At 34.8% G+C, this 12558-nt stretch carries 10 protein-coding genes; 4 read left to right on the top strand and 6 right to left on the bottom strand.

Going from position 1 to position 12558, the window contains the following annotated elements:
* The first annotated feature begins 450 nt into the window (after positions 1 to 450).
* The 4 genes from C1638_RS11790 to C1638_RS11805 all read left to right on the top strand — a co-directional run bounded on the left by C1638_RS11790 (position 451) and on the right by C1638_RS11805 (position 5633).
* Entirely contained in the window at positions 451 to 2142 is a 1692-nt protein-coding gene (locus C1638_RS11790) for a DUF6909 family protein (protein WP_109621176.1), read from the top strand.
* Positions 2143 to 2355: 213 nt separating this feature from the next.
* Positions 2356 to 4194, top strand: a complete 1839-nt coding sequence (locus C1638_RS11795; protein WP_109621178.1) for a M1 family metallopeptidase — start codon at positions 2356 to 2358, stop codon at positions 4192 to 4194.
* A gap of 102 nt (positions 4195 to 4296) precedes the next feature.
* Positions 4297 to 5055: a type III pantothenate kinase gene (locus tag C1638_RS11800; protein ID WP_109621180.1), complete on the top strand. Its 759-nt coding sequence runs from the start codon at positions 4297 to 4299 to the stop codon at positions 5053 to 5055.
* A 41-nt stretch (positions 5056 to 5096) separates the two neighbouring features.
* A complete protein-coding gene (locus C1638_RS11805) occupies positions 5097 to 5633 on the top strand; it encodes a GNAT family N-acetyltransferase (RefSeq protein ID WP_109621181.1) in 537 nt (178 codons plus the stop codon).
* Between the two features lie 88 nt (positions 5634 to 5721).
* Here C1638_RS11805 and C1638_RS11810 read toward each other — a convergent pair whose 3' ends face one another.
* From C1638_RS11810 to C1638_RS11835, 6 genes are all read right to left on the bottom strand, one after another.
* Positions 5722 to 6153 carry a nucleoside deaminase gene (locus C1638_RS11810; RefSeq protein ID WP_109621183.1) on the bottom strand — a complete coding sequence of 144 codons (432 nt, stop codon included), beginning with the start codon at positions 6151 to 6153 and terminating at the stop codon, positions 5722 to 5724.
* 51 nt (positions 6154 to 6204) lie between these two features.
* Entirely contained in the window at positions 6205 to 6753 is a 549-nt protein-coding gene (locus C1638_RS11815; RefSeq protein WP_228428135.1) for a hypothetical protein, read from the bottom strand.
* Positions 6754 to 6886: 133 nt separating this feature from the next.
* Positions 6887 to 7807, bottom strand: coding sequence for a helix-turn-helix transcriptional regulator (locus C1638_RS11820; protein WP_109621185.1), 921 nt, complete (start codon positions 7805 to 7807; stop codon positions 6887 to 6889).
* Positions 7808 to 7993: 186 nt separating this feature from the next.
* Positions 7994 to 8284 carry a PepSY domain-containing protein gene (locus C1638_RS11825; RefSeq protein ID WP_109621187.1) on the bottom strand — a complete coding sequence of 97 codons (291 nt, stop codon included), beginning with the start codon at positions 8282 to 8284 and terminating at the stop codon, positions 7994 to 7996.
* Positions 8284 to 8718, bottom strand: a complete 435-nt coding sequence (locus C1638_RS11830; protein WP_109621189.1) for a zincin-like metallopeptidase toxin domain-containing protein — start codon at positions 8716 to 8718, stop codon at positions 8284 to 8286. The genes C1638_RS11825 and C1638_RS11830 overlap by 1 nt, the downstream gene beginning before the upstream one ends.
* A 19-nt stretch (positions 8719 to 8737) precedes the next feature.
* Complete coding sequence (locus tag C1638_RS11835) at positions 8738 to 12529, bottom strand: hypothetical protein (protein ID WP_109621191.1); 3792 nt, start codon at positions 12527 to 12529, stop codon at positions 8738 to 8740.
* Positions 12530 to 12558 lie beyond the last annotated feature (29 nt).

Genomic DNA, 12558 nt, shown 5'->3' on the forward strand with positions numbered 1-12558 from the left:
TCCCCCGATTCCGTCCAATATCCCAAATAATCCTATTATAGTGCTCCTCAATAGCAATAAGAGGATGTTGTTATGAAAAATACCATCATCAGCCTTGCCCTCTTTTATGATTAGAAATATAATCAGCAGTAAAAAATAAATTAAGATATGACATATCCATACTTTCCAAAAAAGGGAAATATTATTTAATCTGCCTTTCATCAGGGTAAATGCTTTTGATATTGTCATATTGCTGTCTGAATTGAATTTATTTTTTAACCTCAGCCATAAAACTTTATGCTTGTATAAATATAAGATTAAAACCGTAATATTCATTTCATATTAAAATAAAGAAGAAGATCATTATATCTTAAAATAATACTGTCTATTTATGGGTTTTAAACAACTTAATTAAAAGATAGTTAAAATAAGTTGAGCGGAGATTTTGTATATTTGTGTGAAATTTATTTTATGACAAATTCTAGAGCAAGAGAAACTACAGAGGCTATTGAAAGGTTATACATCTCTATGAGACATTTATTTTATAGAGGATTTTTCAAGCCAGGAGGGGTTTCAGGAGAAAGTATCAGAAGTTTGTTGAAGACGATCAATCCGGAAATTTATGGTACCATGAATATTCCAAACAAATTGGAACTGGACGGGTTGATGTATGTTTTAGACAGGCTTCCTGAGGGGATTGAGGAATGTGCTTTTATTCATCTTACATCAGATGAGGGGTTTGATAAAGGAAGTTTCGAACCTATTGTTCCAAAGAAAAGAAGAAGAAACTGCTATAGGATAGACGAACACCAGATGAATATTGAGGTTCTTTTGGGCCGTTCCGAAATTTATGACATTCTTACCCACCTTACATTCTTATTTATAGAAGCGGACAAAATCCGTAATCTAGCTTTCATTCAGGATGAAAACTGGAAGCCGATCCGTGCCTTTAAAATTATTGAAGAGGTGGTGAAAGGAGAGAAAAAATTCAGCAGAAAAGAGAAAGAAGTGGCACTTATTCATCTTTCTTCTTTAATAGGAAGATCCTTTGATGAAACACTAAGAGCTTACAATACTTTTGGAGATGATGATAATCCTGACCGTTTATTTAAGATCATTTACAACCTAGGAAAGGTAAGTCTTGAAGATGCGAAAGGGGCAAGAGAAAGAGAAATTCATTTCAGTGCTATATTAAAGGAAAGAGTAGGACATCACTATTTTGGTGAAAAATGGGCGAACAAAGTGAAAGAGGTTTTATTTGAAAATAATCTTCACATGCGTCCGTTACATATTATTTCTGCCAATATGCACTCAGTAAAAAATATGTTGTATGCAAATGAAGCTCTTAAAAAGAAGCATAATAATGAGGTAGACTATAAGCTGTATGAAGAAATTTCAAATAAGAAAGAACTTCGTGACAAGGTGTTAAAATATGCCATGGACGAGGGGATGATTCATATTGCTGATAAAAGCGGAAGTAATATTGATGTTCAAATCATTGATCTTAGTAAGACAAATCTGAAGAACACTCCATTTGCTGACTGCAAGTTCTCTGGAGATGATGTGGTGATGGTATTCGACTATGCATTCGGAGAGCAGGCTTTCGAGGTAATGGATGAGCTATTGAAGCCTTTTGAACATAAAGGAGAAATACACATGATGCATGTGAAATCTGTTTCTATTATGGGGAAAGCAGGAATTCTTACCGGTGCAAAAGGAGATATTATGATCCCGACTTCTCATATTTTTGAAGGAACTGCTGACAACTATCCTTTTGAGAATGCATTAAAGCTTGATGATTTCAATGACGATGAACTAAAGGCTTTTGAAGGTCCGATGATCACTGTTTTAGGAACATCCCTTCAGAATAAGGATATTCTTTCTTACTTTATGAATACTTCATGGAAAGCCATTGGTCTTGAAATGGAAGGAGCGCATTACCAGAAAGCTATTCAGGTAGCATCCAAGATCAGACACCACATTTCACCGGATCTGTTCGTTTGCTATGCTTACTATGCTTCGGATAATCCTCTGGAAACAGGAAGTACATTATCTTCAGGAGGTTTAGGTCTTACAGGAGTGAAACCAACATACCTGATCACATTGAGAATCCTTGAAAAAATCCTTAGAAGTGCAAAAAAAGAAGCTTCTGCTAAAAAATAATTGTAGTTTTAAATTACAAAATCAGCCTCAGGTGTATCTGCATCTGAGGTTTTTTGTGTTTAAGAAATTCACTCTATTGATGTTCAAAAATTTCTTTTAACAATTGAAATAAAAATCAATCTAAAACCATATTCAACAGAATAAAACCTCCGGATAACTCCTGTTTGAGGTTTTTATTTAAAATAACTACCTTTAGAAAAAATAAAATTTTAAATGAGAAAATCGGCTGCAATCATTTTTGCGTTTATCATTTCACAATTTCATGCTCAGCAAGGAGCTTATTATCAGCAGGCTGCGAAATACAAGATGGATATTGATGTTAACGCTGAAAAATTTACCTATCAGGGAAAACAAACCTTAGAATACACCAACAATTCTCCGGATGAGCTGAATGTGGTTTATTTCCACTTATATTGGAATGCTTTTAAGCGTAATTCGATGATGGATCAAAGGGTGGCTTCCCAAGGGAAAAATGGTGACTCAAGATTGCAAAAGGACGGGATCTCAAGATTGTCTTCTATTCCAAAAGATCAGGAGGGCGCTCAAAATATTCACTGGATCAAGCAAAATGGCAAGGATCTGAAGTTTGAAGTTCAGGAAACCATCATGAAAGTGTATCTGGCAGAGCCTATCAAGCCAAATTCTACAACAACTTTTACAATGGATTGGGATGCTGTAATTCCTGAGCAGATTAGAAGAAGCGGAAGAAATAACAGAGAAGGTGTAGATATGACCATGACGCAATGGTACCCAAAAATTGCTGAATATGATTATGATGGCTGGGCAACCTTTGATTATATGGGAAGAGAATTCCATGCACCGTTTTCAGATTTTGATGTCAATATTAAGATCAATAAAGATTATGTAGTAGGAGCAGGAGGAATTCTTGAAAACCCAGCTGATGTAAAAGGATATGAGGCTAATGCAAAAATAAAGGCTGAGAAAGATAAAAAAGTTACCTGGAAATGGACCGCAAAGAACATTCTTGACTTTGCATGGAGTGCAGACAGGGATTATTCTGTAGAAAGCTTTAACGTTCCGGAGGGACCGAAAGTATATTTAGTATATCAAAAAAATGATAAGACTAAAGCGTGGAGTGAGGCGCCTTCTTATATCACAAAGTATTTCCAGATCATGAATTCTCATTTCGGAAAATATGTATATCCTACCTATGCGTTTATTCAAGGAGGTGATGGTGGAATGGAGTATGGAATGTGTACGATGATTCTTGGAGAGGCTAAAAATATTAAAGATTTAATGGGTCTTATGGCTCATGAAGGAGCGCACTCATGGTATCAGCAGATGCTTGCAACCAATGAATCTGTACGTCCATGGATGGATGAGGGCTTTACAAGCTACGCAGAGGGGTATACAATGCACCAGCTATTTCCTGAAGAACTTCCAAATCCTTTTGCTAAAACCATAGAAGCCTACAGAAACTTCATTAAAAAAGGAATTGAAGAACCTGCAGTTTGGTTAGGAGACCACCATGACAACGGAACGGCTTATACTTATTCTACCTATGTGAAAGGAGAATTGTATCTGGTACAGTTAGGATACATTATGGGGGAGCAAAACCTTGCAGAAACCCTAAAGCAATATTATGATCAATGGAGTATGAAGCATCCTTCAGATAGAGATTTTCTTCATATTGCCCAAAAGGTTTCCGGTATGGATCTGAAGTGGTTTCACAATTACTGGATCAATACTACCAAAACAATTGATTATGGAATTAAGGATGTAAAGTATGATGAAAAATCTACTACAATTACCCTTGTTAACAATGGTCAGGTTCCAATGCCAATTGATTTCAGTGTAATGACAACGGATAAAAAGATTGTTACTTACCAGATTCCATTAAACATGACGCATACATGGAAAGAGAAAGACATTTATGGTGATTTTAAAACAATGCCATATTGGCCTTGGACACAGAAAGAATATACCATTACTATTCCTTATGCAAAATCTCAATTATCTGTGTTGGGAATTGATTTCAGCCAAAGAATTGCAGATGTAAACATGGCGGATAATTTTGTAGAAGTAAAATAAAAAGATAAACATATAGATAAAAGGAGTATTTGCAAATACTCCTTTTATTTTTTATAAATTTGAAGCTCAAATTTTTTCAAATCATAGCCTGTTAAAATATAAATGAATTCAATTGTAATAAATGTAGGGAACAGCAATATCAGATTCGGCCTTTTTAATGGTGATAATTGTGATATTTCCTGGGTGATCAATACGAAACCTTACAGGACAGCTGATGAGCTGTATGTACAAATGCTGATGCTTTATCAGACCTATAAAATTGATCCAAAAGAAATAAATAAAGTGATCATAGGATCGGTAGTTCCTCAGCTTACCAAAGTGATGAGTTCAGGGATTAAAAAGATTCATGGAGTAACTCCGGTAATTGTTGACAGGGCAACTCCATCAGGAGTACAAGCAAAATCAAAGCAGATGGGAACGGATATTTATGCCAATCTTGTCGCCGCTCACAATTTGTACCCAGACAGAAAAAAAATTGTTATCGACTTCGGAACGGCTCTTACCGCAAGCTGTGTAACGGAAACAGGAGAAACACTTGGAGTGATTATCGCTCCGGGAATTGTAACTTCCTTAAACTCTCTGATTAATCAAACAGCCCAGCTTCCTGATATAGAACTTAAAAAACCAAAAACTGTTTTAGGACTGGATACCGTAACTTGTATGCAAAGTGGAATGGTGTATGGATTTTTGGGAATGGTAGAGGGTTTTATTGATCGTATTAATGAAGAGGTGAATGATGACTGTTTCGTGGTAGCAACAGGAGGCGTTTCTCATGTTTATAAGCCTTTAACGAATAAGATCCATGTGATGGATAGACTGCATACCTTAAAAGGACTTTATTTTCTAGGAAAAGACCTGTAAATTTATATTAAGGCCCAACCTTAGTTTTAATCTTGAGTAAAATGAAAGAATTAAATACATTTCCAATAATAGAAACCGAAAGGCTTATTCTCTCACAGTTGGAAGAGGCAGATGTCCCTTTTATTGTAGAGCTTCTTCAGCATAGAATTTATTCAGATCTTACTTCTAATATCCCTTACCCCTATACAGAAAATGATGCTAAGCTTTGGTTAAAGATGTCTAAGGATGCCCTTGAAAATAATAGCGGTTATACCTTTGGGATCCGTAACAAGGAAAAGCTGCTTATTGGAGCCATCGGACTGCATGACAGAGATGATGATAAAGCTGAGTTGGGATATTGGATAGGAATTCCTTATTGGAATAAAGGATATGTCACCGAGGCTGCGAGAGCTATTGTAAATTTTGGTTTTAAGGAACTGAATTTCAATAAAATATTTGCTACTCACTTTCTTCATAATCCGGCATCCGGCAAGATTATGGAAAAGATAGGAATGGAGAAAGAAGCTCTTTTGAAACAACATATGAAAAAAGATGGTGAATATTTTGATATTGCGATGTATTCTATTTTCAAAAAATAAAGGATTCTCATTACCTCTTAAAAATATAAAAATAGCCTTTAAGGCTGTTTTTTTGCTTCATATAGCTTGTATTTTTATTAAAGTAAAATTATCTTTTACTTTTGAAAAAGGACTTAACAATGGATGAACATTCGTTTTCCATGATGCCTGTAATAATTTCTGTTTTGGGATGTAGAGAAAGATGTTTATTGATAAAGCCCCTCTGTTCATCTCTGGCACCAATAACTACTTTTGAGATCTGTGACCAGGAGAGTGCACCAGAGCACATTACACAAGGTTCCATTGTTACATACAGGGTACAGTCTTTTAAGTATTTGCCTCCTAAGAAGTTTGCGGCTGAGGTTATTGCCTGCATTTCAGCGTGAGCGGTAACATCATTTAATGTTTCTGTAAGATTGTGAGCTCTTGCAATAATCCGGTTATTGGAAACTACGACACATCCTATAGGAACCTCATCTTTCTCCAAAGCCGTTTCTGCTTCCTGTAAAGCCATTTTCATGTAATATTCGTCAGTAAACATTGTAATCGAAATTTAAAATAAAAAATAAAAACAAAGAAGAATACGTCTTCATTAATCTGAAATAGTTAAGGTTAAAGGAATTCTGAAACGAAATCTTTCCGGATCACCTTTAAAAAGGGCAGGAGAAAATTTTTCAGTAATAGAATACAATGCAATTTCAGCCTGTCTGTTGAACGTGAAATTATCGCCTTGGGCGTGAACATTGCTGACACTTCCGTCTTTTTCCACAATAAAAACAACATCTGTTTTTACGGTTTTAGCATCAGAATTAACACCATCAACGTAAAGTAGGTTGGCTACTTCTTGCCTCAAAATATTCATCCCTCCTGGATAATCAGCAATCTTTTCTACATTGGCTGGTTTATCAGTAAGATTTTGAGAGATTCCACCTATTGTTTTCAGTGTCTGAAGATCTTCTATATTTCTTACCTTTAGCAAAGCCCCGATTAAAGCGGTATTCTCAATACTGTCCATTTTTTTCATGAAAAAAAGAAAGTCTCCTTTGATTGCTTCCTTTTTAAAAGTATTGCTTTCTGCGTCAAATTTTTTCTTGAACTCCTTATTCAGCATGCCTCTGTGCTGGTTGTAGTAGTTTTTCACAAGCCGAAATTCTTCTTTCTGCTGTGATAAGCAAAATGAAGAAATAATACAGCAAATGCAAATGAATAAAGTTCTCAATAAGGGTATATTTATGTAAATATAATCAAAAAATATGAGAATTATTTATGATCTGTTAGCTCTCAAGATATCGGTTTAATGATTCCTGAAGGTGGTTGCGAATGTCATCAACTAAACATTTAGGTTCCAGCACCGTTACCTCCTTTCCATAAGAAAGAATTTCTTGCATAAAGTCATAGGTAGGGTGGAGAAAGAATTCAAAATAGATTTCTTCCGGAGTTTCTTTGGTTTCTTTTTGTGATTGGTGAAGCGGAAAACTTCTGATATATTCTCCCTGATGGCGGCTGCATTTTAATACAATATTCTGAGGCTTTTGTTCTGCCAGATTCATCACTCCGAAAGCATTTTTAAAATGCTCCTTGAAATTATATTTGTATTTTTCTCTGAATTGGTTCTTTGCTACATCCAGATAATTGATTCTATCCAGTCCAAATGATTTTAAAGTTTTATCCTTGGTATCAATGGCGATGAGGTACCATCTGTCTTTAGATTCTTTTAAAGCCAGCGGATGTACCTTTCTGGAAGTCATTAGTTTGTTTTTGTAATTGTAGTGTTCAAAAGATACTACTCTTTTATTACGAATAGCAAAGAACAGATCATAAAAATGCTCTACACCGGTTGGTTTTCTACTTTCAAAGAAAATAAAGTCGGAAAAGTTGGGATGAAGATTCAGGGCATTGCTTACCTGAAAAGATTCCAATAGCTTTTGATTGTATTCATCCACTTCCATGATAGGGCGGCTCTCAATATAATAACGGTTGTCCCCCTTTTTTTTGTTGTGAATAGAAAGGTTAAAAAGATCCGAAATTTCACGAATATCCCTCTGCAAGGTTCGAATAGAGTAGCTCTTGATCCCCGCATCCTGGAATTCAAAGGAGTTTAAAAGATAGTCCTCCAGCTGCGAATAAGTAGCTGGAGAGCTTTCTAGTCTTTTAATGATTAAGGCATATCTTGTCAGATAAAAATCTTTTTTCATTCGGATATATTTATGTTTACAGTGTTACTTACAGTTATTAATAGGGTATGAAACACATATGTTTCATGGTAAAGTTTTGTAAAACAAATATATGCTCTTAATGCGACAAAACTTGTCGTGTTTTATTTTTTCGAAGAAGAAATATTGAAAATTAATATCATTGTATCTTCTACAATTTGAAGTATTTTATAATTCATCATCATCTTCCCATTCCTCAGCATAGCCATGTTTTGTTGAAGTAAAAAGGACTTCTCCTTTTTCAGCATCTACAATAACAAATTGAGGAATGGGTTCCGGGTATCCTTCAATCTTATAACTGACAACAAAAACATTCCGTTTAGTATCCTCATATTTTCCATATCCGATAACTTTATTTTCCATGTATATTTTGTCAATTTCTGCAATGGATACATATTCTCTTTTTCGATCTTGTAAGTATTGTTTGACAATTTCTAATGCTTTTTCTTTTGTTATCATTATTTTAGATTTATAATTTTATTTATATTTACTCTTTGCCTTTTTTTAGGAATATCATTTAGATTGAAAGGTAAGACTTCTACGATTGGATTACCAACTTTATCAGTTACTCTTGCTTCCTTGAGATGAAAGTTAATATAATCCTCAGCGTGCTTTAATTCTCTCCTATTTACATATTGTTTATATTCGATAATCTTCTCATATACATATTTTTCTCTTTCTACTAAAGCTTTTTTATAAAAGGCTTCTTTTCCAATTTTCATACAGTCTCTAAAGTGCATTAATTCATGTAAAACTTCATATGTTGTGGCATTCTCCCTTATAACAAATTTCATACTTATCCCATCTGTAATAAACATGGCAGCTTCATTGGGTTTCAATATAACAACATTTCTTGATGAATAAAAAAGGCAGAGTAAAAAACTCTGCCTCATGAATTGTGATTCACAGAATTTATTGAAGTGCTTTCTTTAAATCAGATAAAGGAAGTGAAGCAATAACTTCTTTAGGATTATCATCTGTAGTTAGTTCAAGGAATCCGTTGTTCAGTTGAATCTTGTCAACAAACTTATCATCTCCCGAGTTGAGCTGAGCATCAATAATTGAGAATTCAGTTTCTGTAACAACATCTGAAGGAACTTCAAATTCTTCAGGATTTTCTTTCGTAAAAGGGAGTGCTGTAAGTGTTTTTAATCCAGCAGAATCTTCCTGTAGAATGTTTAATGAAGTTGGTAGAGTTGTGATCCAGGCTTTTCCTTGTTTCAAACCTACAGGCTCACGCATTTCATCCACAATACTCAGATATAATGGATCTCCGATTACAGGAACTTCACCGCCGTTCCAGATTCTTCCTGTCGACATAAAGAATTGTACAGCATCTTCAAATCCAGGATTTACGGTTACAATTACTCTTGCCATACCTGCCTGTAGAAAGTTTCTGAATAATGGATCTGTACTGTTTGATAAGTACATTTTTTGCCATTCTTCACGGTTTGCCCAATAATAAGGATAGAAAGTATAATCCATAATACTCCATTCAAAAGCCTGTTCCATAAATTTGGCTAAAGCAGTATATTGATCAAGATTATCATCCAAAATAATGCTGAAATCCTGCATTGTTTTTGCACTATTTGTAAGGTTTTTACCTAAAGCTCCATAGTCTTGTAGCAGATAAGCAATACAATTGTGCTTCAAAATAACAGATTCCATACTACGGTAGAAGTTATTAGAATTAAGATTTTCCTTATTCTTCTCTTGCTCTTCTTTGGTTTTCTTTTCTAATTCTTTTTGCTTTTCTAAAAAGGCATCATAAGCAGATTGATAAGCTTTAATGATAGCATCAAAATTTTCCTGTTTCCATACGTCCATGTATTCATCAGAAAGTTTGCAGGTAACTTCAAAATTGAAATTAATAGAGTCTATATTGTGACCTTGATATACAAAATCATAAGCCCCTTTAACATTTTGAGGAGTATATTCTGCAATACGATCATCATTATTTGAATACGTTTCGATTAGCTGGGGCATTCCGCCCGCAAAATCACTTGAAAAAATTCTTGCAATTCCTTTTACATCTTTTTCAAATCCATACCACATTTTGACATGGCTTGCCTGATAATTAACCGGAATATCAATTGTGATATGTTGATATTGGTTATTTCCATCTAACTTGTTCCAATTAACTCCGGTGGTAAACTTCTTTGTACTTTCAATCAGTTCGGTTAATTTTACATTGTAATAACTTGCCCATTCTTGCAATTGACCTACCGTTGCTGATTTTGAATCTGCCATTGTTCTTGGTGAAGGTGCAATTCTTGGATCAATAGGAGCTGTGAGGCTTTCTGTAACTGTAGCTGCCATTGCCAAACGGTGAAGCTGTGCCGGCTCAGGGACCATAAACTCAAACATGGTACGTTTTCCATAGTTATAAATCTGATTTTTCATCTTTTTATCAACCCATCTGTAAACGCCAACTACATGCTTATTTCCATTTCTGTTATCAAAGCCGTGAGCATTGTTTTCTTCAAATTCTTCAATGATCTTTTCAATCCTTTCTTCTGCTACTTTAGTAAGAATCCTTTCTGTAGCTTTTTCAGTGATTTCCTGAGATTTTGTTACAGCTTGTCTTGTACTGTCGTGCTGTGCGGTATTGTTTGCATAGCTACCACCTACTTCAAGTGTCCATCTTCCTCCTTCTGCCGTGAATCTTGTATGGGCTTCAATGCTTTGCTGCTTGTCCAGTTCCTTTGCAACTTCAGATTGCATGTCGTTTCTTGTAGTGCTTGTTGTATCACTTAGAGTTTCTCTTTCGGTAGATTTTGAGAGAGTAGTTTGAACCTCACTTCTTCTTAATCGTCGTGTAGATTTTTGTTTAAACTCTTTTGCCATGACATTTTCAATGTGGGTAACTTCACCTGGAACATACGCATGGGTACTTTGTACAACTTTAAGATAATCTGCAATACCTAACCTTTTCACCCCAAAATGTTTAGGAGAAAATGTTCCCGGTTTAGGGGTTTGATTTCCGTCTTCAGAGTTTTTAGAGTCTTTTGTTATGGATTCTTCGGAATATAAAATCCCTGTATAAGGTTGGTCAACCTGAAGGTCTGTATATTTTACAGTGGCCCGCTTTCCATTATTGAAGAAAATTTGAATATCTAATGATTTAATCAATTTTCCAAATTGATCAACCAGAATAGGAGGGAAAGTAACCTTGTTGTCTACAATTCCAATATTTGAATAAGTTTCTTCAAAGGTTCCTAAATCTGTAATAGCGGTCACTTGTGCTGAGCCTAATCCCCAAGAATTACTTTCCGCCTGATAATAGAAAGTAAGTGATGCAGGAGTTCTTGCAGCAATCGCATCATAGCTAGCTTTTAAATAATAGGTTTTGGAAATAATTTGAGAAAGATTACTTCTTGAATTACTGACAGGCACTAGAACATTTCCAAGATTGAGATACTTTTGTTCCTGAAGAGGCGATTTTTGGAATAATTGCTGTGTGTTTTCAGTTAGCTCTTCGTTCAATTTTTCAAACACTTCAGTATAGGTGTCATAGAAATCAATCATTTCAACAACAGCGTCTCCTAATTTTAATTTTCTGTCTGATAATACGGTAATACTTGAGAAATCAAATCCATCTGCAGGAAGTTCTCCACTTTCAAGTTCTGCGAAAATATTAATAAATAACTTTAAAGATTCTAATGAAAGTTTTGATTTAAAGTCTTCAAAATTAAGCTGATCTTTGTAGATAAACTCAAAAGGAGGAATTTCCAATGGAAGAAGTGCTTGATACAATGCATCAATTTGCTCTTTCGTCATTCCTTCTTTAATCTGACTTTTGATTTCCTTGAGCTGTGCATTGTAGGCATCAGTTTCTTTTTTGTATTGTTCTTTGTAGGCTGCATATGCAGTATCGTAAGTCTTATTCTTAGATTTTACATAAAGAGTCTGGATCTTTTCCAAGTCAGATTTTAGCTTTGTAAGGCCCTGCTCTTCAAAATTAAGTTGTGTTAATTCTGAAATTTTATCCCCTTCGGCTTTCAGCTGATGTTGAATAGATAAAGGAATATCAGTCCCATTAATTACTCCATCCCCAATTTTAGAAACATTTACCTGAAATGCATTCCCGGTAGGATTTTGGGGTATATTTTCACCCTCATATCCGTCTCCAAAAAATTTCATTGGTAAGACGACTTTAGCCGCTAAGGCTTTGGCTTTTAAATTATCACCATTAATTTTAATGAGCTCTGGTGTAATGGGTAAGTCACAAACATATCCGAAGTGAATTGCCTTTAAAATATGTACTAAAGCTTCTTTAACATAAAAATTATTTTGAGTAACAGTCTGATAAATTAAATTATCCCATACCTGTCCCATTTTACTCTGAATAGAGCTGCTATTATAAAGGCTTTTGGCTATAATTTCATCAGAAACAGAGATTGTTTCCTTTTTAGCAATTTTTCGTCCGATTTTAAGAATTTCCGAAAGAGGGCCTGTTTCAATTTCCTTTTCGCTTTGATAACCTGCAGTATTGAATGATTTAGCTGCGTCTTCCAAAGCTTTAAACTTTTTTAAGGCTGTGTCTTTTGGATTAACAGCAGCGTCAAAAGCACTAGCCAATTCAGAAGCTTTGTGGATAAATCCTAAGTTGACTGTTTTTGTTTCTGTTAATTGTGGGTTTCTTAAGCTTACAAATCTGAAAAGTGTTTGTGATGCATTATTTGTTGTATCGTTTGTTGCCATTTTTTATATTTTGTTATTGTAGTATTTGG

Origin of the sequence: Chryseobacterium oncorhynchi (genome assembly GCF_002899895.1) — a bacterium.
GTDB lineage: Bacteria > Bacteroidota > Bacteroidia > Flavobacteriales > Weeksellaceae > Chryseobacterium > Chryseobacterium oncorhynchi.

What these genes read in the sequence shown, in the direction of transcription:
- C1638_RS11790 (WP_109621176.1), top strand. Translation starts at nt 451, where the DNA reads ATGACAAATTCTAGAGCAAGAGAAACTACAGAGGCTATTGAAAGGTTA.
- C1638_RS11795 (WP_109621178.1), top strand. Translation starts at nt 2,356, where the DNA reads ATGAGAAAATCGGCTGCAATCATTTTTGCGTTTATCATTTCACAATTT.
- C1638_RS11800 (WP_109621180.1), top strand. Translation starts at nt 4,297, where the DNA reads ATGAATTCAATTGTAATAAATGTAGGGAACAGCAATATCAGATTCGGC.
- C1638_RS11805 (WP_109621181.1), top strand. Translation starts at nt 5,097, where the DNA reads ATGAAAGAATTAAATACATTTCCAATAATAGAAACCGAAAGGCTTATT.
- C1638_RS11810 (WP_109621183.1), bottom strand. Translation starts at nt 6,153, where the DNA reads ATGTTTACTGACGAATATTACATGAAAATGGCTTTACAGGAAGCAGAA.
- C1638_RS11820 (WP_109621185.1), bottom strand. Translation starts at nt 7,807, where the DNA reads ATGAAAAAAGATTTTTATCTGACAAGATATGCCTTAATCATTAAAAGA.
- C1638_RS11825 (WP_109621187.1), bottom strand. Translation starts at nt 8,284, where the DNA reads ATGATAACAAAAGAAAAAGCATTAGAAATTGTCAAACAATACTTACAA.
- C1638_RS11830 (WP_109621189.1), bottom strand. Translation starts at nt 8,718, where the DNA reads ATGAGGCAGAGTTTTTTACTCTGCCTTTTTTATTCATCAAGAAATGTT.
- C1638_RS11835 (WP_109621191.1), bottom strand. Translation starts at nt 12,529, where the DNA reads ATGGCAACAAACGATACAACAAATAATGCATCACAAACACTTTTCAGA.